Here is a 26,537-nt window from a genome sequence, read left to right as displayed (position 1 = left end):
CAAGAAGAATCCTCTCAGACTCGGGAAGGGAAATCATGTCGCCACCAATTCGTCATACAGCCGCTTTAACGTCTCGCGGGCTTCGGGCTTGACCGGCCGCAGCGGCATGCGCGGCGTCCCCCCCACGTACCCGGCCATCTCCATCGTCGCCTTCAATCCCGCGATGCCGTAGGTGCCCGTGACCGCGACGGCGAGGGGCGTCAACCGCCGCTGCAGCACGCGCGCCTCGTCGTGGCGCCCGGCGTGCACCAAATCGTACAGCTTCACGCAGACGTCCGGCACCACGTTGGCCACCGCAACGATCGCACCGGCGGCGCCCACCATCATCGCCGGGTAGAGCGTGCCCGCCGACCCGACCAGCACCGGAAAGTCGGACGGCACACGGGCGACGATGGCGGCGACCTGGCCCACGTCCCCGTTCGAGTCCTTCTGGCCGACGATGTTGGGATGCTGCGAGAGGGTGGCCACCGTATCCGGCGCCAGGTTGATCCCCGTGACGGCGGTGAAGTTGTAAAGCAGGACCGGCACCGGCGACGCGTCCGCCACGGCGCGGTAGTGCTCCACCAGCGCCTCCTGCGTCATCTGGCTCTTGAAGTAGAACGGCGTCAGCACCAGGACCGCGTCGGCTCCGGCCTTCGCCGCGCGCCTGGTGGCCGCGATGGTCGCCCGCGTGGACTGGCGACCTGTGCCCACGAGCAGCATCCGATCGCGCGGCGTGTGCTCGCGCATCGTCACCACGACGCGCTCGGCTTCGTCCTCGTCGAGAAACGCCGCCTCGCCGTTCGACCCGAGCGCAAGCAACCCACGCAGGCCCGTCTTCATCCAGCGCTTCGTGTTGTGCGCCAGACCGGCGGTGTCGATCGCGTCATCCTTAAAGGGCGTGGCAGCGGGTGGATAGATGCCGGAGTAGTCCATGGTAAGCACTCAACCAGATGAAGCAAGGAGCAAAGGGTAAGGAGCAAGAATACCGTATCTCTTACTCGTCGAGCACACCACGCGGAAACGCCGATTGCCGGCCGAGCACGTTGACGAATCCCCAGACGGCAAGCGCCATGACCACAAGGACCGTCAAACCCGGGCGCACGGCAAACCACTTCGAGGCGTCCAACGTCCAGGGCGTCATGCGGATCACGTAATTGACGGCGATCCCGGTTATCAGCGCGAGCAGGCCGTACCCGCGCACGAAGACGACCATGCTCACACCGATGATGGCGGCCTGGACGAGGTCGAGCCATCGGGGCTCCACGGCCGCAATCGAGAACGTCGTCGCGACGAGAGCCGCCGCGGCAAATACCGCGCGATCCGATCGCAGCACGAAGCGCATCGTGACCATGATGGCCACCAGACCCAGGCCAAAGGTGACGCCGTTCACGGGGGCACTTCCCAGATTCGCAACGTAACGCACGGTTGACCCGAGTGACCCCAGCGAGTAGTGCGGCTGGGTGCCCGTAAGGTTGAGCAGCCGACCGCAGGTCTCGGGCAAGGTGCCGACCGCAGCGATCAGCGCGCCGTACACAGCGCCGGCCAGAATCCCCTGTCCCACCAGCGGGTCGCGCCAGCGCGCATCGACCAGGCGAGTCCAGCCGATCAGCAACTGCGGCCACGTCCGGCGCACGAACGGCTCCAGGCCCATGTAGAAGAGCCATACCGTCGCCGCGCGGAAGAGAGCCAATCCCCAATCCGTACGGAGCATGGACCACACCCACGAGAGATCGGGCACCCAGTGCTCGAAGAGCATGTCGACAGAGACGGAGAGCACCAGCATGCACGCCGCCACGCGCAGAGCGCCGCGCCGGTCGCCGCGCCCCATGCGCACGTTGCGCCGCGCCAGCAGCGCGACGGCCGCGAGACTGACCATCCACAGCGCTGCCACCGCGGTCGCCACCAGCCTCCTGGTCACTCCCTCGCTCTCGGAGGGCGCGGGCATCTCGGCGCGATCGTCGCGCCACGTGCCAAACACGACGCGGCTCCGGTACGCCGCGGCCTCGAACCGAACAGGCTCGCCGTTGACCATTCCCGTCCATGCCTGCCGCGCGTCGAAGGCGACTGGCGGTACCCAGAGCGGCGCAACCGCGACGAGTTCGGAGGCGTTCAGACCAGCGGCCGCCAGCAATGGCTTCCAATCGGGGGTCCGCACGTCGCCAGGTCCGGGTTCGCGCGTCGGCGGCACGACTCGAAGAAGCGTCAGCCGGCCAAGGCTGTCCAGGTACACCAGAGCGTCCTGCGGAACCTCGGGCACAGGATCGGTTCCGCTCACCATGCCGTTGACGGCGAGCGGCTTCAGGTCAGCGGGACTCTGGCGGTAGCGGAATGACAATGGCGTGGGCATCACGGAGCCCGTGTCCGCGAACCGCTGCGCCGTGGACACGCGGGACGCGAGACGCCGAAGCTGCTGGTCGTCCGGAACGATCCACCATGCATCGTCACGGACCGGATCCTCGTACCCGAGGTTCCAGAGGACGGCTCGTGCCCGTGCCCGCAATACGTCGCCTCCACCTTCAAACGGCACGAGGTTGGCCAGCCCCGTCCATTGCCACAGCAGGGCCGCAAGCGACAGGCTCGCGACACACGCCGCCAGCAGGCCCCACGCCGTTCGCCGCGACAGCGTGCCTTCGGCGCCAGCCGCCGCCACCATTTCCGGAGATGGCGTTTCACCGGCCGCGATGGCCGCGGCCAACGGGTCACCGCCAGGCAGCATCATTCCCGCCTGCGCCGCTGACCTCGGCCGCCTCTCAGGTTCCTTCTCGAGACATTGCAGGATGACGCGCTCGACGGCGGGTTCAACATCGCGTGAGAGCAACGACGGACGCCGCGGTATTGAACTCGCGTGCACCTGGCGCCAGTCATCAGGCGTGCTGGCCTTGAATGCCGGCTGCCCGGTGAACGTCTCGTACAGAATCAGCCCCAGCGCATACAGGTCGGATTGCGCGGTCGCCGGCGCGCCGTGCAGCCGCTCCGGCGACATGTAGGCCGGCGTCCCCGCGAAATCCGCGGGCGTGCGGTCATCGGTCCGCTTCACGGAGAGACCGAAATCCGTGATGCGAGCGTGTCCCCTGCCGTCGATCATCACGTTGGACGGCTTCAGGTCGCGATGCAGCAGGCCGCGATCGTGCGCGGCCGCCAACCCGGCGCACAACTGGCGCGCGATCTCGAGCGCCTTCGCCGGCGGCAGCTTCCCAATCCGTCGGAGCAGCGTCGCCAGGTCCTCCCCGTCGATGTACTCCATCGTCAGGAACGTGCGACCCCTCCGTGGGCCTGCCGCCCCTCGACCGGCTCCGGGCGACTTGAACTCGTCGAGCGCCGAAGGACCGCCCAGTTCGCCGATGTCGTACACGCGGCAGACGTTTGGATGCGCGACATCGCGCGCGTGGCGCGCCTCGGCCACGAGCAGGTCGCGCGCCAGTGGGTCCTCGGCCAGCAGCTCCGGCAAAAACTTCAACGCCACGCTCTGGCCCAGACGCAGGTCGTCGGCGCGGTAGACCTCGCCCATTCCGCCGCGCCCCAGCAGCGAGACGATGCGATAGCGGTCAGCGAGGATCGTGCCGGGCGTGAACTCGTGTGCGCGCAACGGGTGCGATGCGACCGAGCCGAGCCTGGTGTCCGCGTCCGACGAGGGGTCCACTTTTGCCTCCGAGTGGATGGGAAATGCGTAGGGTGATCAGCGCGTATTATCGGATAGAATGCCGGCGCGAGACGCGAGAATTCGTGAGAATCTGTGAGCCCCGGCGGTTCTACTCGATCGGTCGGTGGCGCCGATTGAATCCAGTACCGGCACCCAGCCCGGTCACCGAGGTGAACTCCGGCGCCTGGACGATGAGATTGACGGCCAGCACCACGGCGAAGATCGCGAGCGCCGGGGCGAGCGTCCACGGCGCGTCCGCAATGGCCGCGACAGTGGCTGCTTCTTGGAGCATCGATCCCCAGCTCGCCTCCGGATCCGGAAACCCGAAACCCATATACGAGAGCGTGGCTTCGGCGAGGATGAAGCCGGGCAGCAGCAATGTGGCCTGTGTCGCGAGGTATCCGCGCGCGGCGGGCAGCAGGTGCCGGACGAGCAGGCGCCATCGTCCCATGCCCAGTGAGCGCGCGGCCTGCGCGTAGTCGCGTTCGCGCTCCACGGCGACAATGGCGCGAACGCCGCGAGCGACGAGCGGCCAACCCACAATCGCCATGATGCCGGCCACGAGTGCGAAGACGGCCGGCGTGGCCAGCACCAGCGGCATCGCCGCCCGCAACGCCAGCACCACATACATCGCGGGCAGCACCAGCACAAAATCCGATAGCCGCATCAGCCCGTCGTCGACCAGTCCGCCCGCGACTCCCGCCGCGCCGCCAACCAGCGTGCCGATGAGCAAGGCGCCGAGCGTGGCGATGAGCGCGACGCCGAGCGACAACCGCGCGCCGTAAACGAGGCGCGCGAACACATCGCGCCCGGATCCGTCGCCACCAAGCGGCAGCCACGGCGCCCCGTCTTCGGTGGAGACGCCCACGATCACGCCTCCGGAGAACCATCGCAGCTGGATGGGATGCGCGCGGTCTTCCTCGTAGCGCCGCTCGAGCCGATCAACCAGTTGCACGGGATAGACGAAGGGCGCGCGCCAGCGCCCATCGGCATCGATGATGTGCGGCCGCATCGGCGGCGCGTAAAGGCGATCCGCGAAACGCTCGCCAGGCGTGTGGGGTGTCAGGAGCGGCGCGATAAGCGCGACCAGCGCCATGCCGATGAGCACGACCCAGCCGACGCGCTTCATGAGTCGGTCCCGGCAGACCCACGCAGACGCGGGTCGACAATGGCCAGGGCGAGATCAGACAGCAGGCCGCCCACCGCGAGAAACGCCCCGCCCGCCGCCGCGCATCCGGCCACCAGGTACAAGTCGCGCGACCGAAGCGCATCGAACATCAGGCGGCCCAGACCCGGCCACGACGTCACAATTTCGACCACGAACGATCCGCTGAGCAGGCTGCCGAAGATCAAACCATAGATGGCCGTCACTGGACGCAGGGCCGGCTTGAGGGCGCTGCGCCACAGCACGCGCGACGCGGGTACGCCGCGAGCGAGCGCCGCCACCACGAACGGTTCCCGGAGCGTGTCGGCGACGGCCCGGGCCTGCAGGCGTTCGATCGTCGCCGAAAGAGGCAGGGCCAGCGCCGCGGCGGGCAGCACCAGGTGGCGCGCCAGATCCACGACGCTTGCGAACCATCCGCCCGCGCCGGGGTCCAGCGCGGTCATGCCGCCGGTTGGCAGCCAGCCCGTGCGTGCGGCCACGAAGACCAGCAGCAGCGAACTCACGAGCGACGGCAGCGAGAGCGCCAGCACCGAGCCCGATCTGACCAGCGTCGACACCACACCGCGCCGGCTGCCCGCGATGACACCGAGCGGCAGCCCGATCAGGGTGGCGACCAGCAGCGCGACCACCGCTAGCAGCGCCGTGTTGCGGGCCCGCTCGGCCACCAGCCCTGCCACCGGGCGCCCGTACATGATCGACGTCCCGAAATCCAGCCGCACGGCCCGGCCCACCCATTCGAGGTACTGCTGGGCCAGCGGCCGGTCGAGCCCAAGCCGCAAGCGGTCGGCGGCCAGCGTTCTGCCGGAGACCCCGGTGCCCACCTGTTCCGCCGTGATATCGCCGGGAGCCAGCCTGGTCAGGACCAGCGCCGCGGAGGCCACCACGAGGACCAGGAGCAGCGAGAACACAAGACGCCTTGCGAGGTAACGCGCCATCGCCGTATTCTTGCACGGCTAGCCATGCGACGGGAGGCCGCTGTTTTTCTCCCGGAGCCGAAAGTTGAACGGGGTTCGCGCCGATGTACCGTTAGACCGATCTATGTCATCCGATCAGGCCCTGGCCTCTGTCCGTCCGTCCGCGATGAACGTGCTGCTGCACGACCACATGGTGCAGCTGGCCGCGTGGATGATCGCTATCGAGACCGCCATCTACGCGGTGCCGCTGCTCGATCCCGCCGCGCTGACCGCCTTCGGCGTCTCCCGCTTTGAGATCCCGTTTGTGGCCGCCGCCGTCGCCGCCGCCTTCTACAACCTCAATCGCATCGACGACCGCGACGAGCGGCGGTTCTGGCAGACGCTCGGCGTGGGGAGCCTGTTCTGGCTGGTGACCATCATGCTGGTCACCGCGTTCCCCCGCACGGGCGGCAACCCGGCCCGCGACGCCATGGTGGCTGCCGGCTACCTGTGCTTCTATGTTCCCTTTCTGCTGGCCGCCGAGTACACGCCGCACCTGCCGCAAGTCACCGGCCACGGGTCGACGGCTCGCTGGCTCACCTGGTCGGGCCTGGGGCTGGTGAGCCTCTGCTGGTTCGCGTACTTCGTCGTGGTGCCCATCGCGATCGATCCGACGTGGTCTGGCGCGCTGCCGGCGACTGGTCCGCTGTTCATCATGCTCGACGTCCTGATCATCGCCCGATTCGTGAGCGTGGCTGTCGACTGCCGATCGCGCCGCTGGACCTTGCTCTACGCGTCGATCGCGACGGCCATCGGCGCTGTGCTGGTGACCAACGTGCTCGACACGCTCGTCGCGATGCGCGTGATCCACCTGCCGGGCGGCTCCGGAACCGACGTGATCTGGGGCGTGCCGCCCCTGTGCCTGCTGGTGGCCTTCCGGCTGCGACATCTCGAATGGCGTTCGGCCGAGCCCGCGGCCACACAAGGCGAATCCACGCGCGATCGCGAGCCGACAAAGGTGGCCTTCCTGCTGATCGCGTTCGGCGCCTGCTTCCCGCTCGTGCACTTCGCCTTGCACGAGATGGACATGCTGACCCCAACGGTTGAGGCGGCCCAGAACGTGGTCGCGCTGGCGGCAATGACCCTGATCGGCGGGATGAGTATCGTCGCGTACCGGATCCTCGAACCACAGCGCGTGGCGGCCGCCCGGGCACGGGCGGCGCTCGACCAACGTCTGCGCGAGGCCAAGAAGATGGAAGCCCTCGGCCGATTGTCGAGCGTGGTGACACACGAGTTCCTCAACCTCCTCAACGCGATTGGCGGCTACATCGACCTCACGCTCGACGATCTCGGCACCGATGACGTACATGCCGAGAACCTCCGGCGCGCACACGACGTGGTGCGGCGCACCACCGGCTTCACGAAACGACTGCTCATTCTGAGCCGGGGCCAGCCGTTCCGTCCGACAGCGGTTGTCCTCAACCAGACGGTGCAGGACCTGATGCCGGAAATTCGGGCGCTTGTCAAGCCTCCGGCGGTGCTCGACGCGACGCTCGGCCGCGACCCGGGGCTGGTGGCCATCTCGGCCGACTACCTGCGTGAAGTGCTGGTGCCGCTCGCGACCAACGCGAGCGAGGCGATGGAACACGGCGGCAGGCTGACGATTGAAACCGGGTGGGTCGATCTCGACCCGCAGGAGGCCATTACGCGGGCCGTTCGGCCTGGGCGCTACGGCAAGGTGGTGGTTCGCGACACAGGCGTGGGCATACCAAGAGACGTGCTGGCCCACCTGTTCGAGCCGTTCTTCACCACGAAACCCCAGCCGCGTGCCCGTGGGCTCGGTTTGGCGACCGCGTACGTCGTCGTCAACCAGCACGGCGGGAGCGTGGCGGTGACCAGCGACTTGGGCGTGGGCACGACCGTGGAGTTCCTGATCCCGGCCGCGCCATCGGCGGCTCCCTCAAGCAAGCCTTGAGCGGCACAGAATTCGCCCGCGCCACAGGCCTAACCGACCCAGAATTCGCGTCATCGTAGACAGCGCCGCCCGGCGAAGTAGCCGTACACGGCGCGGGGAGGAGCGCCACTCTCGACGCCCCTCCCCTGCACGAGACTCGACACTGGCGGCTACTTCTTCCCCGCCGCCAGTTCCGCCTTCAAGACCTCCACGGCTTTTTCGATCTGCATGTCGCGGCCGGCAGCAAAATCAGTCGGCGTGTTGTCGATGTACACGTCGGGCTGCACGCCGAAGTTCTCCATGTTCTCACCGCGCGCCGTCCACACACCGCTGCCAGGTGTCCGAATCACCGATCCGTCGAGCAGTGTGTACGACCCGGTCCCGATCACCGCGCCCATCGATGGCACGCCGATGACCTTGCCGAGTCCCAGGTCCTTGAAGCCCTGCGGGAACATCTCGGCGTCCGAGGCGGAGCGCTCGTTCTCCATCACGACCATCGGCCCGTAAAAGTTCTGCGGGCGCCAGACCTGCAGGTCCGAATCGCGGCCGACGGCGTACTGGTACTTGCGGCCCGCCAGGATGCCGAGCAGTTCCTGGTCGATGCCGCCGCCGCCGTTGAAGCGCTGATCGATGACCAGCGCCTTCTTGGTGCGGTTCGCCGCCAGATCGAGTTCGAACTGCCTGAGCGACGGCGCATCCATCGCCCGGATGTGCAGGTACCCAATCTCGCCGTTGCTGAGCTTGCTGACCATCTCGCGGCGGTCGTCCACCCACTTCGCGTATTGCAGATTGCCGAACGCGCCGCTGTTGATTGGATCGATTGTCAACTCCCACGCACCGTCCTTTGCGGGCTTGCTGTTGAGCAGGAAGTGGAACTTGCGCCCCACCGAGAGCGTGAAGTACTTCCAGTAGCTCTCGGACGTCTTCAGCTCGTGGTCGTCGACCATGATGACGAAGTCGCCCTTCTTGACCTTCATGTAGTCGTGATCGGCCGGACCCGTCTTGTAGATGTGGCCCACGCGGTAGTAGCCCGAGGCGTCCGCGACAAGGTCGAACCCCGGATACCGGGTCTGCGCGGGCGAACGTTCCGCGGCGGCCGGGCCGCCGCTCACGCCGGTGTGCGACGCGTTCAGTTCGCCGATCATCATCATCATCACCGCGTGCAATTCCTCCTCGTCGACGAGGTACTCGAGCAGCGGCTCGTACATCAGTTTGGCCGCGTTCCAGTCGGCGCCGTGCATCTTGGCGTCGTAGAAGCGGTTTTTCATGATGCGCCAGCCCTCGTTGAAGACCTGCGTGCGCAGCGCCTTGTGACCGACCTCAAGGGTGACGCTGAAGCTCACCCGGCGCGCCGTGGCGCCGCCGCCTGCCGCCGGCTCCGCGGTCGCGCCAGCCGCCCCGCGCCCTCCACGGCCACCACCCGCCGCGGCTGCCGCCGGGGCCGTCGCCCCTCCCCCACCACCGGCCGGAACCGGCGCCGCATAGAGACCGCGCCCGGAGCGGAAGTAGATCGTGCGGCCATCACGCGTGAACGCGATGCCGCCACCGCCGCCGAAGCCGCCGCCACCGCCCCGTCCTCCGCGTCCGCCCGTCGTCGGCTCAGCCGCCGGCTGCGGCACGCGCGTCGCCTGATCCGATTCGACGTTGAGGATGTAGATAGCGGGCCCTGATGCGCCTTCGCCGCCGCCCGCGGCACCGGCCGCCGGCGCGGCCGATGACGTGAAGGCCACTGAATGGCCATCAGGCGTCGGCGTCAGACCCCCGAACGTGTCACCCGTCGCGTTGAGCCGTCGTGCGCGACGCGCGAAGCCGTCCCAGTCGATCTTCACCTCGACCGGCGCCGTCTGCGCCGCCGCACCGGCTCCGCGCCCTCCGCCAGCCGGTCTCGCCGCGGCTTCCGCCGCCAGGCCCTGCGCCTCGTTGTCGATGTCGCGATTGAGCGGGTTCTTCTCCTGGTCGCGCAGCGAGACCGCCCACATCTGCATCGTGTTCGGAAAGCGCCCGCCCGTGGACGCGACGCCGGTGCTGACGCCGGCCGACGAGGTAAACACGATGTACTTGCCGTCGGCCGTCCAGACGGCGTTGTTCTCCGAGAAGAGCAGGGTGTCGTCCGACACGTGCCGCTCTTCGCCGCCCGCGATGGGCGCGATGTACACGTGCGTCCTCATCGTCCGATCCTGCTTCGAGATGGCCACCCACTTGTTGTCGGGCGAGATCGCCACCGACCCGATCCGGCCGACATCGCTCGATGTGATGACCGCCGTCTTGCCGTCGGCCACTGAATAGCTGTAGAGCTTCTTGTCGGCCGCGGTGTAGAGCAGCAGTTTCGAATCGGGCGTCCACACCAGCGCGCCCTTTTCGTTGTCGAGCGTCGTGATCTGCTTGAGGTTCTTCCCTTCCGGATCGCAGAGCCAGATCTCGTCGCGGCCCGAGCGGTCGGAAATAAACGCCACGTACTTCCCGTCGAATGACCACTTCGGCGACTGGCTGCGCGACGCCATCGCGTCGGGCGCCACGCGCGTGATGTCGCCCCGGTCGGTCGCGATCGTGAGGATCTGGCCGCGCGTCGAGATCACGGCACGCCGGCCCGACGGCGACAGATCGAAGCCGTCCAGTTCGTTCTCGACCGTCTCGACATCCACCTGGTTCTCTTTCTCGTCGGCCACAATGTCGATCTTGATCTCGGTCGTGCGGCCCGAGGCGACATCGAGCTTCCAGATGCCAAAGTTCTCCTCGTAGACAATCACCTTCCCGTCACTCGACATGGACGGCCAGAACAGGCTTCCGGATGTGTGCTTGGTCACCTGGACGGGCGCGCCGCCGGCGATGCCGATCTTGTAGATGTTGTTCACGCTCTTCCGTACGTCCGGGCTGCCGGGCTTGACCGCCTTGTCGTTTGGCAACGGATCGGCCACGTAGTAAATTTCGTCTTTCGGTCCCCACATCGGCCAGTAGCGGTTGTAGCGTTCGTCACCGGGCAGTTTCTTGTAGGTCTTCTGCGCGAGGTCACCAATCCAGATGTCGGCCGCGTAACTGCCGCGATAGTGCTTGCGCGACCAGACGCTCGGATGGCGGTTGAAGACGAGCTGCTTCCCGTCTGGCGAGTAAGCGCCCCAGTAGCCCCAGTCGACCGGCAGCGCCCGTTCGGGACCGCCAACAGCCGGCACCTCGTGGAGGGTCGCCACGCTCGGAAACGCGCCGTCGCCGCGGGCCGATCGGAACACGACACGCTGCGAATCGCGCGACCAGCCCACCACCTCGTCATTGCCCGTGTGATAGGTCAGCCGCTTCGGCGCGCCGCCCGTGACCGAAACGACAAACACGTCGTAGTTGCCGTAGCGGTTCGACGAGAAGGCAATCCACTTGCCGTCCGGCGAGAATCGCGGATACACGTCGCGCCCCGTGTTGTCGGTCAGGCGCACGACGTTGGAGCCGTCCTCGCCCGCGACCCAGATGTCGCCGAGGTAACTGAACGCAATCTTGCCCGCGTGGTAGTCGGGATGGCGGGCCAACCGGACCGGCGCCGCCGCGGCCACGCCTACGAGAATGAAACAGGCCAACACGCCGAGGATCGTGACTCTTCGCATCATGTCCACACCTCAATTGTCGCCATCCGCGGACAGCCGCCTTCGCCCTCGGGACACCGAAGCTGCCGTAGGCAGCGAAGGCGCCTTCGGCTTCGGCGTGCCAGGGCCGCCGTCGCCGGTTCTTCGCGTTCGGGCGCGACGAATCGGGAACCGGGCAGGATGCTACGCCCCGCGCTCCCGGGCGTCAAGGCAGGCCGCTGTGGCTGCTGTGGCTGTCCGCTGTGGCAAGGGACGGTGGCAGGCCCCGTCTTCGTCCCAGGAATACGCTTGTCATCCACGTCGCGGCAAAGGAGAATGCGGCCCGATTCAGGAGGAAACCGTGTCGCCGGGCTTGTTCGCGATTCCGAAGAGCGACAAGGAAGTGCTGACGCCTTGGTAGATCGTCAGCATCGAGGTGAAGGGAGACGCCAGTGATGCGCCAATCGCATGTCATCGGGTTCGCCGTTCTGGCAACAGCGGCGACGGTCTGTGTTGTCGCCTGCTACTCGCCGGTGTCGTATCCGGACGGGGTCCTCATCGAGAAGGTGAAGTACGAGAAGAGCGTGCTCTTCCGTGGGCCGAACATGAACCTCGTGTCGGACCTGCGCCAGGGCGACTTCGATAAGGACGGGGCCGACGAGATTCTCGCGGTCGCGAGTGATGGGATCCATCTGCTTGGGCCCGACGGCAAGGAAAAACGATTCGCGCCGTTCCGCTCACCCGAAGGGCCGTGGGCGGTCAGAGCTGTCACGGGAGCTGCCGACGGGAAACTGCGGTTCCTGGGCAACCTCCCGAAGGCCGGTCAAACCGTGTTGTTCGATGAGTCCGGCGGCGTTGTCTGGACCTCACCTGGCGGCTCGTTCCAGGAGCCCATCGCGGCCGATCTGGATGGAGACGGCCGCGTGGAAATCGTCAGCCCGGGCGGGGCCGGCCTCGATGTACGGAGCTTGGCTGGCGTGTCACTCCGGCCGATCACCGCTGCCGGGCGCCCGTTGTATTTTGATTGCGCGGACATGGATGGCGATGGCCGCGCCGACGTCGTCGCCGAGAACCACACCGACGGCAAGAACCAGATGGCGGTCTTCTCGGCTGACGGCCGGCCGCTCGCGACCTGGACGTCGCCGCACGTGTTCAACCGGTTCAGTGTGGCGCGCTCAGCCGGCGGGGCGCGCCCGTCCTTCATGGTGCTGAGCGACGGTGTCGAGGAGTTGGTGTTCCTCGACATCAACGGGAATGTGGTGCGCTCGCTCAAGGCGCCCTGGGGCAATCGCCTCTCCAGGCCACGCGGCATGCCGATGCCGGTAGCGGGAAGTGACGCGGGCTTCGTCTGTCTGGGCACGTCGAAAGGCAGCCGGCATCACCACATCACATACGTGTACGGCGGCGGCGGGGACCTGGTCTATGCCGACAGCGCCGACGACGATGCCGAGGCGGTGGTGGCGCTGCAGGGCACGCCGACCGGTTGGGGCGGTCAGTCGTTTCTCGTGGGCAGCAGAAATGTGATCTGGAAGTACACGGAGAAGCGGTGACGGAGCCGGATTGTTCGGGCTGGAGGGGGTATTCTAGCTGGAGGCCGGGTCTTCCGCCTTCGCGTGCAGCTCCGGCGGACCGCCGTAACCTCGGTGGACGCGGTCAGACCCGGCGTGCGACACGGCGCGCGACAAGGCCACAAGTTGGCGGCGTGCGTCGAAAGTAGATGGGTAGTCGGGACAGGAATTCGAAGGGACATGCACATGAGCCGGTGGATCTCGATGGTGGTTTTGATAGGGGCGACCGTCATCGCGGCGGCGGTGGCTGGCTGGGAGACGGTCGCGGCGGCCGACAATCCGAGCCTCGCCGGCAGATGGACGCTCAATCGCACCCTGAGCCAGTTTCCGCGTGAGGTCGGCTTTGGCATGGACGTGATTCCGCCAGGGGCCGGTTCGGATGAGAGGGAAGGCCGCGGGGCAGCCGCCTTCGTGCCGCGCAACGAGAGCGAGGCCGAAGCCCGGAACGCCAGACAGTTGGTGGACGAAGTCCGAACGCCTTCCCCGCACCTGACCATCGTGCAATCGGAGACCGCGATCTCAATCACGGATGATCAGGGCCGATCACGCCGGTTCCATCCGGACGGCAAAGACGAGTTCCAGCCGCTCGACGCGTCGCCTGTGACCACGACCGCGAGGTGGGAGGGCGCGCTGCTGGTGGTGAGATACAAGGTGGAAAAGAGCCGTGAGGTCCGGTACACCTACTCGCGCAAGCTCGATCCGTCACAGTTGATCGTGCAGGTACAGTTTGTCGAGCGCGGCGGCCGCGACATCATCACGCGCGTGTACGAACCCACGCGTGCCGATGAGCCGTCAACGCCCGTTGGTGCCGCTCAGGCAGGTGCGCAGCCGACGCCCGCCTCCGGTCTGAGAGACGCGACCAAAGCCTACGATCCGAACCGCCCGGCGCTCCCGCCAGCGGCGGCCGAGCCCGGCAAGCAGGATGTGCCTGCCGTGACGGGAGCCGCCCAGGCGCCGATCGGCTCCCAGAAGCCGGATGCAGAACTCAAGGGCATCACCAGACTCGGCATGGTCGTTGAGGGCCTGGACTCGTCGGCCACAACCTGCGGGCTGAAACAGGATGCGATTGAAGCGACTGTCTCGAAGAGCCTCTCCGACGCGGGGCTGAAGGTCGCGCGCAACGCAGACGAAGACACGTACGTCTACGTCAACATCATGACGACCAGCATGGCCACCGGCTTCTGCGTGTCGAGATACGACGCCATCCTCTATACCTACACGACGGCGAAGCTCTCGTACGAGGATTCGCCGCTGCTGGTGCAGGTGTCGCTGCTACGCAGCGGTGGTGTCGCGGGCAGCGCATCGAGCGCGCACGCCGATGCCGTTATCAAAGGGCTGAAGCAGTACCTCGATCAGTTCGCGGCGCGCATCCGCAACGCCAACAAGTGATCGTCGAGCGCCGGGTCTGACCGCTTCCACAGAGGTTACGGCGGTCCGCCGAAGCTGCACGCGAAGGCGGAAGACCCGGCCTGCATGTTTCTCCGATGGAGGGCGGGGCTTCAGCCCCGCCGACCGGCACACCATATCGATCCCTGACAGAAGCTCGACGCCGGCCGGACAATTGCGCATAGAATCCGTGGAACGATGACAACGTGAGGCCGGCGAGCCCCCGGAGGGCCTTCACGCCACGCGATGCCACTGATCCATTGGTTTCGCCCGCCGCGATATTTGCTCACGCTGTACCTCGCCGGTGCCGTCACCGGTGTGGTGTGCCTCGCGTGGCTCGCCGGACGCCTGCTCGCCCAGGAACAGGCCGTCGAGTCAGAGCGCGCGCGGGCACAGCTCGAAGTCGCCGCCGACCGTGCGGTTGCGGTGTTTCAGCGAAGCCTCAACGAACTGGAACGGCAGGCGTTATCCGAAGATGGCCCACTCCCGCCGGACACGGTGGCCGTCATCGCGGATCACGTGTCCATCCGCAGCCGCCCGGCCGGCCGCCTGATATTTGTTCCCGTCGTCCCGCCATCATCAGAAGTGCCTCCTGGTGTCTTCACCGCCGGCGAACGCGCGGAGTTCGGCAAGGCGGGTCTGGCGAGCGCAATCGATATCTACCGAGCCCTGACACGTGCACGATCGCGCGCCGTTCGCGCCGGTGCATTCGTGCGCCTCGGGCGCACGCTGCGCAAGGCGGGACGACACACCGAAGCCCTCCAGGCGTACGCTGAGCTTGCTCGTGTGGAGGATGTGCGCATCGACGGACGGCCTGCGGATCTGATAGCCCGCGAAGCCCGCTGCAGCGTGCTTGACGAAACCGGCCAGCGCGCCCTTCTCGAGCGCGAGGCCAATGACCTGCGCCGCGATCTCGCAAGCGGCCACTGGGCACTCACACGCGCCGCATGGGAGTTCGTCTTCAGCGAAGCTTCCACCTGGGCTGGCCCGGGTGCGACAACCATCAACGGACTTGATGCGGCCATTGCTCTCGCGGTCGCCACCGACGCGCTGTGGCAGCAGTGGCAGGATCGGCCCACCGCCGGGCAGGCAGTGATCCGCCACGCGGACCGGCCGGTCCTTGCCATGTGGAAGACCGCACCGCCGCAGATCAGCGCTGTGCTCGGCGGCCGAGAGTATCTCGAGACGATCTGCCGGCAGGTGAGCATCGACGCAAACGCGCAGGTGGCGCTGGCTGACCGTGATGGTCAACCGATCCTCGGGCGCGTGTCGGGCACACAGGCGACCCGCGCCACCGCAGACACGGGACTGCCCTGGACCATCGCCGTCGCCGCCAGCCATCCGAATCGTGCCGTCGCCGAGGCCCTCGCCCGGCGCCGCCTCCTGCTTACCGGCCTGGCCATTGTCGGCGTCCTGATTCTGGGGAGCAGCTACTTCACGTTTCGCGGCATCCAGCGCGAGCTGGCCATCGCGCGCCTGCAATCCGAGTTCGTGTCCGCCGTGTCACACGAGTTCCGCACGCCGCTGACCTCGATGCGCCAGCTCTCGCACATGCTGCTCGAGGGACGCGTCATCAGCAATGATCGCCGCGGGCAGTACTACGAGGTGCTCGTACGCGAGAGCGAGCGGCTTCATCGCCTGGTGGAGAAGCTCTTGAGTTTTGGCCGCGCGGAGTCCGGCGCCGGACGCTACCGCTTCGAATCGCTCGATGCGGGCGACCTGGTACGCGCGGTGACGACGGAATTCCGGAGCTACGCCAGCGACTGGTCTCTCGAGATCTCGACGCCATCAACGCCGTGCCCTGTGCGGGCCGACCGCGAAATGCTCTCGCTCGCGCTGTGGAACCTGCTCGATAACGCGATGAAGTACTCGCCAGAGTCCCGGATGATCTGGGTTGATCTGTCGATTGATGCAAAGCACGCGTCAATCGCCGTGCGCGATCGCGGCATCGGCATCCCGCGGCAGGACCGGCAGCGCATCTTCCGCAAGTTCGAGCGTGGCGCTCAGGCTGCGGAATCGGGCGTCCAGGGAACTGGTATCGGCCTCGCGCTCGTCCACCACGTGGTCCACGCACACCGCGGCGAGGTGCGGCTGGAGAGCGAGGTGGGCCGCGGAAGCACGTTCACGATGGTGATCCCCGTGGAGACGACGGCATAAGCAGACGTCTTCCGCAGGCTTCGTCTTGCCGAATGAAGCACGTGTTTCGTCACCCCGGCGGAAGCCGGGGTCCAGTCGTGGTGCGGAGATTGGAGACGACAGCATGATCAGCATCCTGATCGTGGAAGACGACGAGGGGATCGCCATGGGCCTCGAGGACGATCTGCGGCTCGATGGCTACGAGGTGGCAGTGGCCCGCGACGGGGAGGACGCCGTCCGCCGCGCGCGCGAGCGGACGTTCGACCTGATCGTGCTCGACATCATGCTGCCCCGTAAGGATGGCTACCAGGTGTGCCGCGAGCTGCGCCACGCCGGCGTCGCGACGCCGATCATCATGCTCACCGCCAGGGCGCAGGACGCCGAGAAGGTGCTGGGGCTCGAGATGGGCGCCGACGACTATGTGACCAAACCATTCAACCCGATGGAGTTGCGGGCGCGGATCAAAGCCGTGCTCCGCCGCTCGTCTGGGCAACTCCCCCGCGTCTACACATTCGGCGACATCCAGGTGGATTTCCGACGATGCGAAGTGCGGCGCGCAGGCGCGCTAGTCGACATCTCGAGCCTCGAGTTCAAGCTCCTGACGGCGTTTATCGAGCAACGCGGCCGCGTCCTCAGCCGGGACCAGTTGCTCGATGCCGCCTGGGGCAGCGATGTTCACGTCACCGATCGCGCGGTGGACAACCACGTCGTCGGCCTCCGCCGCAAGATCGAGGCGGATCCGGCCGAGCCGCGCTTCATCATCAGCGTCCGCGGCATGGGATATCGCTTTGATGGCTGATACCAGACGAAGGCTGGACAATCGCCGGATGGCCGGCAGACACGGCCACCCTATTCTGGGCACCAGGAGGAAGACCATGAAGCGACTATGGATAGTGGTGCTCCTGGCAGTGCTCGCGGCAGGCGGAGTTTGTGGCCAGCAAACGACCGGCGCGCAGACAAGCGCCGGCGTGCAACTCGAGGCGGCAATCAAGAAGGAAGTGGTCGATGGCGATCTGAAGACGGCCATCGAGCTGTACCGCAAGCTCGCTCAGGCGACCGACCGCCCCGTGGCCGCGAAGGCACTTCTGCGGATGGGCCAGTGCTACGAGAAGCTCGGCGACACCGACACGCGAGAAGCGCGCAAGGCGTACGAGCAGATTGTGAGGGAGTTCGGCGATCAGGCCGCCGTGGCCGCCGAGGCCCGCACCAAGCTGGCGGCGCTCGCCGGGGGCGGCGGCGCGGCGGGCGGATCGACGATGGCCGTGAAGCGCGTCTGGGCTGGTCCTGGCGCCGGCTCCTCAATTTCCATCGGTTCCGTGTCCGCTGACGGCCGCTTCGTGTCGTTCACCGACTGGGGCACTGGCGGTCTCGTCATCCACGACCTCGCGACAGGTCAGGATCGGCCTGTCACGAACAACGCATTGAATGGCACGTCGGGGGAGTCCGTGGAGTCGTCGCTGATTTCGCCCGACAGCAGACAGCTTGCGTACAACTGGTACAACCCTGACGGCTCGTACGACCTACGCGTTGTCGGCCTCGACGGTTCGAAGCCGCGGGTGCTTCGGGCCTCCGGAAACGGTGTGTCCAGGGTCGATCCACTGGCGTGGTCGCCCGACAGTCGGCACCTGCTGACAGAGTTCGGCAAGACTGATGGAACCCGCGACATGATGCTGATGGCTGTCGCTGACGGCTCGACGAAGCTGCTGAAGGCGATGGGGGCGGACCGGTCGCCCGGGGGAGTGTTCTCGCCGGACGGACGGTACATCGTCTGGGCCGTCAAGGACGGCATCTCGCTGTTCGAAGTCCAGACAGGAAGAGGGTCTTCGCTGGTTCCGGATCTTGCACCACACGAAGTGCTGGGCTGGGCTCCCGACGGCAGGCATATCCTCTTCTCGAGTGAGCGGTCGGGGTCGAAAGACCTGTGGCTGGTCGCCGTGGCCGACGGGAAAGCCGCCGGCGAGCCCGAACTGGTGAAAAAGGGCTACAACGGCCACGCGCTGGGCTTCACGCGCGCCGGGGCTTTCTATTACTCCTTCTTCAATCTCGCCAGGGAGGTGCACATCACGGAATGGGATCCGGCGACCGGCAGCCTTGTCACGCCGCTCCAGCCCGTCTCACAACGCTGGGTCGGCGTCTCGCGCAACCCGGACTGGTCGCCCGACGGCAGGTTCCTGGCCTACATCCGCAATTCGACTTCGAAGGACTCTTCCATCGTCGTCCGCTCCACCAGCACGGGCGAGGAACGCGAACTGCAGGTCGGGAAGATGACAATCGGAATGGGTCTTCGATGGGCACAGGACGGAAGCGCGATCGTGGTGCCGGCGTTCGAGTCCGGAAGAGGCGGGAACCTGATGCGTGTAGACGCGCAATCCGGGCACGCAACGCCCCTGATGCCGCTGCCTGGCAACTGGAACTACCCGAGATTCGACTTGTCTCCCGACGGCAGGACGATCTTCTACATGAAGCACCGTGACGTTCCGAACGCCAACCGGGTACAACTGTTGGCGCGCGACGTACAGTCCGCCCGCGAAACCGAAGTCATCGAAGGGGTCGGACTCAACTGGGTATCGGTATCTCCCGACGGGAAACGGCTGGTCATCGGCGTGGAGGAAGACCGGTCGCTGGTCTTGCGTGTCCTGCCAGCGACGGGAGGAGAAGCGCGCGAAGTCGTCAGGATACCCGCCGACGAGGCGAACTATCGCGTGTGGGCATCGTGGACGCAGGATGGACGCTATCTGATCTTCGCCAAGGGTCAGAAGGGCCGGCCGACGGGAAACGTGCAGGCCTGGCGAGTCGCGACCGAGGGCGGCGAACCGCAGCGGCTCGGACTGACCGTGGACGAACTGTGGTGGCTGCGCCTGCACCCCGACGGCCGCCGACTGGCGATTGGCACGTGGAAGACCAGTGCGGAGGCGTGGATGATGGAGAACTTCCTGCCGAAGGCGGCCGCCGCTCCCGTCGCAAGAGCGAAGTAGATCACTCTCACACAAACCTGACACAGGGCTGGCGGGAGACGCGGCATAATCTGGACCGTTGACGCATCAGCCCATCGCGCCTTCGTTCGGCCGCTGGTTCCGCCCGCCACGCCACGTGCTGACGCTGTTTCTCGGCGTCACGGGCGTGCTCTCGCTGGCGATGGGATGGCTCGCCTGGCAGTTCGTTGCCCAGGACCGGGCACTCGCGGCCCAGCGCGCGCAGGAGCGACTCGACAACGCCGCCGAGACAGCGGTCTCCGTGCTCCGGCACGGCATCGACGAAATCATGCAGCGGCTCGACGCGCTCTCAAAGCTGCCTCCCAGTCTGGCGCCGGCCGAGTTCATGGCGCAGGCTTCGGCCGTTGGAGACGATGCGGCGTTGATCCTGACTGGCGATCGGGCGTTCGATGTCTGGCCTGCCGGCCGCCTCGTCTTTTACCCGGCTGCGGCGCTCACACGAAACTCGCCGGAGTCGACGATCGCGGCGTTTGCCTCCGGCGAAGGGCTCGAGTTCCAGCGTCGCGACCTCGCCGGCGCTCTCCGCGCGTTCGATCCGCTCACACGCTCGACCAACCCACAGCTTCGCGCAGGCGCGCTCCTTCGAACCGCCCGGATTCGGGCACAACTCCACCAGCCCGATCGCGCGCTCGGCGCCTACGAGCAACTGGCCGGATTGGGAGCCACCCCCGCCGAGGAGATGCCGGCCGGACTCCTGGCGCGATACGGTCGATGCCTTGTGCTGCGAGAGTTTGGACGAGGCGGCGACCTCGGCCGAGAAGCCGCCGCGCTCGAACGCGATCTCAACGCCGGCACGTGGCGACTGACGCGCGCCGAATACAAGTTCTATCAGGCGCAGGCTCGCGCCTGGCAGCCCCCGACGCGCGTCTCCGAGCAGAAGATGGCGGCGGCCGGGAGTGAGCGGTTGTCGGCCGCAATGGCCACGATCTGGAGCGAGTGGGAGACCGCCCGCGCATCCGCGACGCCGGCCACCGGCAGCAGGGTGGTGACCGCTGAAAGCGCCACCGTGCTGGTCGCGTGGCGCAGCACAGCCGGACGTGTAGCCGCATTGGTTGCTGGACCTCGGTTCATCGACGCGCATTTTGTCGAGCCTGCCCGTGCCGCGCTCACCCGCTACCGCGCCCGCGCGATCCTCGCCGACGCCGATGGCCACTCTCCCGGCGCCGGCCGGCGGACGGGCGGCGAAGCGCTCACCGGCAGCGACCGTCAGGTGCAGCGCGCAATTGCCGACACCGGGCTCCCCTGGTCCGTCCGCATCATCGACGCCGATCCCGGCGCGGAAATCGCGATGACTGCGAGCCGTCGTCAGGTCGTCCTCGCCGGCCTTGTCGCTCTCGGTCTGTTCGTGCTGGCCGGCGGCACCTTCATCGTCCGCGCTGTCAATCGCGAACTGGAGGTTTCGCGGCTGCAAACCGACTTTGTCGCGGCCGTGTCGCACGAGTTCCGAACGCCACTCACGTCGATGCGGCAAGTGAGCGAGTTGCTGCTCGAGGGACGGGTGCCGGAGGCGCGTCGCGAGGAGTACTACCGGATGCAGCAGCGCGACAGTCAGCGGCTGCAGCGCCTGGTCGAATCGCTGCTCGACTTCGGCCGCATGGAATCGGGCGCGCGGGAGTACCGCCCCGAGCCGGTCGACATCACGGCGCTCGCGCGCGCGGTCGCCGACGAGTTCTCGGCGAGCGTAGCGGTGGCGGGCTATCGTGTGGAGACGACGCTGCAGTCTGAGGGCATCTGTGTTTCGGCGGATCGCGAAGCGCTTGGGCGGGCGATTTGGAACCTCCTCGACAACGCGGTCAAGTACTCGCCATCGCACAAGACGGTGTGGCTGACAACTGCCGTCAGTGACGATTCCGTGAAGATCTCGGTGCGGGATCGCGGCGTCGGCGTGCCGCCCGCCGACCAGCGCCGCATCTTCGACAAGTTCGCGCGCGGCGCCAACGCGGCCGCCATCGGCGCCAAGGGCACGGGCCTGGGGCTCGCGATGGTGCAGCACATCGTCGGCGCGCACGGCGGAAACGTGCAGGTGGACAGCACGCCAGGCGACGGCAGCACGTTCACGATCACGCTGCCGGCGACAACGTAGCGAAGCAACGCCTCACACGGCCGAGAGCGATGCTTCCAGTTCGTCATTCCGGCGAACGCCGGAATCCAGTCGTGTACCTCTCTGGACCTCGGCTTGCCACCCCAACGCGGGTGCCGCGTCGGGGGCCCCGGCCGCCGGGGTGACGCAAGCGTGCGTCATTCTGTAGGATGACGCGCATGGAAGCACAGAAGATGTCTGGCAGGAGGCTGAGGGAGTCATGGCACGCATCCTCGTAGTCGAAGATGAGTTGCCGATCGCCACACTGCTTCGCGACGATCTCGCACTCGAAGGCTACCAAATAGAGATCGTCGGCGACGGCGAGGCAGCCATTGCCGCCGCAGCGGCGGGCCGCTTCGATCTGGCGATCCTCGATGTGATGCTGCCCGGCAAGGACGGCTTCGAGGTGTGCCGCGAACTGCGCGCCTCGGGCCAGCGCATGCCGATCATCATGCTCACCGCGAAAACGCAGGAATCGGACAAGGTGATGGGCCTCGAGATCGGCGCCGACGACTACGTCACGAAGCCGTTCAGCCCACGCGAATTGCGGGCGCGGATCAAGGCCGTGCTGCGCCGGGCGTCCGGCGAAACGCCCGAGGTCTACCGCTTCGGCCAGGTAGAGGTGGACTTCGGCCGGCGGGAGCTCCGGTCGGGCGGCGCGCCGGTTGAGGTGACGACGATCGAGTTCAAGCTGCTGTCGGCCTTCATCCGTCATCGTGGGCGGGTGCTCTCGCGGGAGCAGCTTCTCGATCAGGTGTGGGGACACGGCATCTATGTCACCGATCGCGCCGTCGACACGCACATCGTCAACCTGCGCCGCAAGGTCGAGCCCGATCCAGCCGTCCCGCAATTCGTCGTGAGCGTGCGGGGCGCCGGGTATCGCTTCGACGGGTAGTGGCCGAACCGCGTCAGCCGATTCGCATCGGTAGTGTGAGGCGGTGGTTCGCGACACCTCACACGAACCTGATACGGATGTCATGTGTTCTCCATCTGCGGGCGAGACGATGGGTGCGGAGGAAACGACAATGCCGAAGACCAACCGTTCTCGGGCGTGGTGGGGAATCGCGGTGATGGCGCTGACCGTCGTGGCGCTTGTCGCAGCTTCGATGGCGATGTTCGCGCAAAAGGCCGATCCGGCCGAACTCCTGATGCAGGCCGCGCGGAACAAACAGGTCGTCGAGGGCAAGCTCGGCGAGGCCATCACGATCTACCGCGACGTGCTGGCGAAGTACGGCACCAACCGGCCGGTCGCGGCGCGCGCACTTCTCGGACTCGGTCAGTGCTACGAGAAGCTCGGCGCGGCTCAGGCAGCCGAAGCGCGGAAGGCCTACGAGACCATCGTCGCCCAGTACGGCGACCAGCAGGACGCCGTCACCCACGCGCGTGAGCGCCTGGCGGCACTTCCGGGAGCGGCTGGCGCGACAGCCGGATCGACGCTGACCGTGAGGAGGGTGTGGGCAGGAGCGGATGTGACGGGCAAGGTGTCGCCCGACGGCCGTTTCGTGTCGTTCACCGACTGGGGGGCGGAGGGAAATGTCGCCATCCGCGACCTCGCCACAGGCCAAAGCCGACTCTTGACCAGCACAGGTAGCCTGACCGGGTCGCGGTTCTCCGAGTATTCCGTGCCCTCGCCAGACGGCAAGAGTGTCGCTTACTCCTGGCTGAACCCGAACAGCTCCTTCGACCTTTGCGTCGTCGGGGTCGATGGCTCGAACCCGAGGGCCCTGCGGACCGCCGGAGACGGAGTCCGGGACCACATTCCGTTGGCATGGTCGCCTGACAGCAGACACGTGCTCGCCGCATTCGCGAAGGCCGACGGCACCCGCGACATGATGCTGGTAGCCGTCGCTGACGGGTCGACGAAACTGCTGAAGGCGATGGGAAAGGAGCTGTTGCCGGGCGGGGTGTTCTCGCCTGACGGCCGGTACATCGCGTGGGCGACCCCGGAGGGGTTCGCGCTGTTCGACCTTCAGACAGGAAATGAGTCTCCGCTCATCCCGGATCGGTCGCGCCACAGCGTCCTTGGCTGGGCTCCGGACGGGAAGCACATTCTTTTTTCCAGTGAACGTTCGGGATCCGCCGACGCGTGGCTCGTTGCGGTGGACGGCGGAAAGGCGCAGGGCGAACCCCTGTTCGTCAGGAAGGACTGGGGCTCTTGGCCCATGGGGTTCACCCGCTCGGGCGCCTTCTACTACGCGGTCAGCAACAACGTTTGGGAAGTCCAGATTGCGGAAATCGACGCTTCCAGCGCGAAGGGGATCTCGCCGTCGTTGCCGGCATCGCGACGCGGAAACACGCAGGCTCCAGATTGGTCGCCCGACGGCCGCTCTCTCGCGTTCATTCTCGGCCGCGAGCCGAACCGGACAGTGGTGGTCCGATCCATGGACACGGGCGACGAGCGAGAGCTTCAGGTCGGCGAGAGGACTGTGCGGGGTCCCCTCCGCTGGACGCCGGACGGGAAGGCCGTCGTGCTTCCAGCATCCGAGCGCGGGAAGGGCGAGAACCTGCTGCGGATTGATGTTCAAACCGGGCAGCTGACTTCCCTGATGGCGCTTCCGGCCGGCTTTACGCGCTTCGAGATCTCTCCAGATGGCAACACGCTTTTCTATCTCAAGCCGGCTGCCCCCGCAGACATGAACGGGTTTGGGATTGTGGCCCGCGACCTGCGGTCCGGCCAGGAGAAGGTCGTCATCGAGAAACAAGGGCTCTACGCGGGCGTGGTGTCGCCCGATGGCAAGCGACTGCTGCTCGCCACCTACGACGGCAAGTTCCAGGTGCTGCTCGTTATGCCGGCTGCCGGGGGAGAAGCCCGGGAGGTAGTCAGACTCGAAGGCGGTTTTCCGGGCTCGCCGTCGTGGACGCCGGACGGCCGGTCGGTCGCTTTTCTGAAGGCCGTCAGCGGAAAGAAAGGGCAATGGGAGTTGTGGCGTGCCGCAGCCGAGGGCGGAGAGCAGCAGCGGATCGGGCTCGTCGCGGCCCGTCAGATGCAGGGGGTGCGGCTGAATCCCGACGGCCGCCGGCTGGCGATCACCGATGTCAAAGTGGATCTAGAGGTCTGGGTGATGGAGAACTTCCTGCCGAAGCCGGCCGCGCCTGGCGCGAAAGCGAAGTAGGTCGGACGCGTCGGCCGCGGACGGGAGCCTGGTGGCTGAGTGCCGGGCCTGAAGACCCGGCCTCGATCGCGGAACAGAGGGTGCCGGGGCCGCGCACCGGAGGCGGGGCTTGAGCCCCGGCGCACGTCTGAGGGGACGCGCTGGTCACTCCGGGAATGTCCATTACTCTCACACAAACCTGGCACAGGGCCGGAATGAAACCTGGCATGATTTGGACCGTCGACCCACCAGCCCGTCGCGCCTTCGTCCGGCCGCTGGTTCCGTCCGCCGCGGCACGTGTTGACGTTGTTTCTCGGCGTCACGGGCATGCTCTCGCTGGCAATGCGATGGCTCGCCTGGCAGTTGATCGCCCAGGATCGGGCTCTCGCGGCCCAGCGCGCGCAGGAGCGTCTCGAGAATGCGGCCGAGACGGTCGCAGACGGCCCGCTGGCCAGCGTTGCCAGTTGGCCCCCTCGGTATCATTCATCCATCTAGGAGGCAAACCATGAGACGGCTTCTTTGGCTCGTCGGCGTCCTCATCGCGGGGCTCTGGTTGGGTGGAACGGCCGCCGCGCAGGACCGGGTGGTGCGCGCGTGCGTGAACAACTCCGGCCAGATCCGCACGGTAACGGCAACACAGCCCTGTTTCCCATCCGAGCAGCAGGTGCTCCGCCGGCTATCCGAGGGGATGGAGTTCGGCAGTCGGATCGTGTTCACGAGCATGCCGGCACCGAGGGCAGACGCGGGGCCAGCAGGCGCCGACGTCATTGAGACAGACTCTCCGCTGTCTTTGACCGCGATCGGGCGTGGGGCTCTCTTCTCCAACACCACAGGCCAAAACAACACGGCTAGTGGCTTCACGGCGCTCTTCAACAACACTGACGGCTTCGAGAACACAGCCAACGGCAGTCTGGCGCTTTACTCCAACACCACGGGGAGCCGCAACACGGCCGTTGGATTCAGGGCGCTCTACTCCAACGCCGCGGGCTCCCTCGAACACGGGAGCTCCTCCAACACCGCGATCGGCGCGTTTACCCTCCACGACAATACAACGGGCTATTTCAACACCGCGAGCGGCGTGGGGGCCCTTAGCGCCAACACAGAGGGATACGAAAACACTGCGATCGGTCCCTACGCCATGCAGGCGAATACGACGGGCAGTTACAACACCGTGATCGGCTCTACGGCCATGCGGCTCAATGGGGGCAGCAACAATATCGCGATCGGCAAGGACGCCGGATCGGGCGCGACGACCGGCTGGTGGAACATCTGGGTGGGCAACAAGGGCACCGAGACTGATAGCGGGGTCATTCGCATCGGCACCGCAGGCAACCAATTGAGGACATGGATCGCGGGCATCGTCGAAAGCCCGTTGAGCGCAGACGCGGCTGTGGTCGGTATCCAACCCGACGGACGTGTCGGCACGCTCGCTCCAGGACTGTTGCCGGTGGGGCCGCAAGGCCCGCAGGGTGTGCCAGGACTCGAAGGCCCCAAGGGGGACACGGGCGTCGCCGGGCCGGCAGGGCTTGGACTCGTGACGGGCTCGTTGCTCTTCCTCCCGTCCACCATCACGCCACCGGCGGGGTACGTGCTCCTGGGTAGCACGGATCTAGTGCTCGCGGCCGTCGAGCACGGCAAGCCGCTGAAACTGGCCATCAACGTCTACCAGATGCGGTAACGAACGGCGAGACTCGCGGCGGCGTTGGATAGGCCGACGAGGGGGTCACCATCGCGATGACCCTCGTTGTCGCTGATCGACCCGGTGATCGCCCATGTCAAGATGTTCACAAAGGGTTTGACTTCGCCTGTCACTGTTGGTCCGTGTCCTGGGGGCGACGGCCGCGCCCTCACGTGGACCGTTGGCTGAAAGGAGGCGCTCGCGATGTGTGGCGGCGCCGGTGGTGTCCGATCACGGGCGTTCTGTGGCCTGGCCGCCGCCGGCTGAGATCAGCAGGGGTCGGGACTAATGACATCTGCATAAATAATGGCACAGTCAGCGCAAAAAAGAGGGAAGGGCCGAGTGGGTAATGCAGCCTCGGAGGTTGCGCCGGTTGGCGCGAATGGTCTCCAGAGATTCGATCACGGCGACCATCAGCTCCGGGA

16 protein-coding genes are annotated in these 26,537 nt (G+C 66.7%); 11 read left to right on the top strand and 5 right to left on the bottom strand.

Annotated elements, in window-relative coordinates:
• Positions 1-33: 33 nt before the first annotated feature.
• The 4 genes from NT151_07765 to NT151_07750 all read right to left on the bottom strand — a co-directional run bounded on the left by NT151_07765 (position 34) and on the right by NT151_07750 (position 5,722).
• The gene (locus tag NT151_07765) at positions 34-915 is read right to left on the bottom strand and encodes a dihydrodipicolinate synthase family protein (GenBank protein MCX6538813.1); all 882 of its coding nucleotides are present in this window, start codon (positions 913-915) and stop codon (positions 34-36) included.
• Between the two features lie 61 nt (positions 916-976).
• Positions 977-3,622, bottom strand: coding sequence for a serine/threonine-protein kinase (locus tag NT151_07760; GenBank protein MCX6538812.1), 2,646 nt, complete (start codon positions 3,620-3,622; stop codon positions 977-979).
• A 109-nt stretch (positions 3,623-3,731) separates the two neighbouring features.
• On the bottom strand, positions 3,732-4,751 hold the full coding sequence (locus NT151_07755; protein ID MCX6538811.1) for an ABC transporter permease: 1,020 nt from the start codon (positions 4,749-4,751) through the stop codon (positions 3,732-3,734).
• Positions 4,748-5,722 carry an ABC transporter permease gene (locus tag NT151_07750; GenBank protein MCX6538810.1) on the bottom strand — a complete coding sequence of 325 codons (975 nt, stop codon included), beginning with the start codon at positions 5,720-5,722 and terminating at the stop codon, positions 4,748-4,750. Before NT151_07750 ends, NT151_07755 begins: the two co-directional genes overlap by 4 nt.
• Positions 5,723-5,825: 103 nt before the next feature.
• On the opposite strand from NT151_07750, the gene NT151_07745 reads away from it, so the two are divergent.
• Entirely contained in the window at positions 5,826-7,655 is a 1,830-nt protein-coding gene (locus tag NT151_07745; GenBank protein MCX6538809.1) for an ATP-binding protein, read from the top strand.
• A gap of 149 nt (positions 7,656-7,804) precedes the next feature.
• Here NT151_07745 and NT151_07740 read toward each other — a convergent pair whose 3' ends face one another.
• On the bottom strand, positions 7,805-11,224 hold the full coding sequence (locus NT151_07740; GenBank protein MCX6538808.1) for a S41 family peptidase: 3,420 nt from the start codon (positions 11,222-11,224) through the stop codon (positions 7,805-7,807).
• 410 nt (positions 11,225-11,634) lie between these two features.
• Here NT151_07740 and NT151_07735 point away from each other — a divergent pair, with 410 nt between their 5' ends.
• The 10 genes from NT151_07735 (at position 11,635) to NT151_07690 (ending at position 26,112) form a co-directional block, all read left to right on the top strand.
• On the top strand, positions 11,635-12,729 hold the full coding sequence (locus NT151_07735) for a VCBS repeat-containing protein (GenBank protein MCX6538807.1): 1,095 nt from the start codon (positions 11,635-11,637) through the stop codon (positions 12,727-12,729).
• A gap of 204 nt (positions 12,730-12,933) precedes the next feature.
• Positions 12,934-14,136, top strand: a complete 1,203-nt coding sequence (locus NT151_07730) for a hypothetical protein (GenBank protein MCX6538806.1) — start codon at positions 12,934-12,936, stop codon at positions 14,134-14,136.
• Between the two features lie 243 nt (positions 14,137-14,379).
• Complete coding sequence (locus NT151_07725; protein MCX6538805.1) at positions 14,380-16,290, top strand: HAMP domain-containing sensor histidine kinase; 1,911 nt, start codon at positions 14,380-14,382, stop codon at positions 16,288-16,290.
• Positions 16,291-16,393: 103 nt separating this feature from the next.
• Complete coding sequence (locus NT151_07720) at positions 16,394-17,068, top strand: response regulator transcription factor (GenBank protein MCX6538804.1); 675 nt, start codon at positions 16,394-16,396, stop codon at positions 17,066-17,068.
• Positions 17,069-17,144: 76 nt separating this feature from the next.
• On the top strand, positions 17,145-19,244 hold the full coding sequence (locus NT151_07715) for a tetratricopeptide repeat protein (protein MCX6538803.1): 2,100 nt from the start codon (positions 17,145-17,147) through the stop codon (positions 19,242-19,244).
• Positions 19,245-19,302: 58 nt separating this feature from the next.
• Positions 19,303-21,345 (top strand): HAMP domain-containing sensor histidine kinase, encoded by a 2,043-nt coding sequence (locus NT151_07710; protein MCX6538802.1) that lies wholly within the window; start codon positions 19,303-19,305, stop codon positions 21,343-21,345.
• A gap of 217 nt (positions 21,346-21,562) precedes the next feature.
• Complete coding sequence (locus tag NT151_07705; GenBank protein ID MCX6538801.1) at positions 21,563-22,237, top strand: response regulator transcription factor; 675 nt, start codon at positions 21,563-21,565, stop codon at positions 22,235-22,237.
• Positions 22,238-22,367: 130 nt separating this feature from the next.
• Entirely contained in the window at positions 22,368-24,455 is a 2,088-nt protein-coding gene (locus NT151_07700) for a hypothetical protein (protein MCX6538800.1), read from the top strand.
• 276 nt (positions 24,456-24,731) lie between these two features.
• Positions 24,732-24,929, top strand: coding sequence for a hypothetical protein (locus NT151_07695; GenBank protein ID MCX6538799.1), 198 nt, complete (start codon positions 24,732-24,734; stop codon positions 24,927-24,929).
• Positions 24,930-24,939: 10 nt separating this feature from the next.
• Positions 24,940-26,112 (top strand): hypothetical protein, encoded by a 1,173-nt coding sequence (locus NT151_07690; protein MCX6538798.1) that lies wholly within the window; start codon positions 24,940-24,942, stop codon positions 26,110-26,112.
• Positions 26,113-26,537 lie beyond the last annotated feature (425 nt).

Source organism: Acidobacteriota bacterium, assembly GCA_026393675.1.
Lineage (GTDB): Bacteria > Acidobacteriota > Vicinamibacteria > Vicinamibacterales > JAKQTR01 > JBAXOX01.
This window is presented reverse-complemented; position numbering and strand designations above follow the sequence as displayed.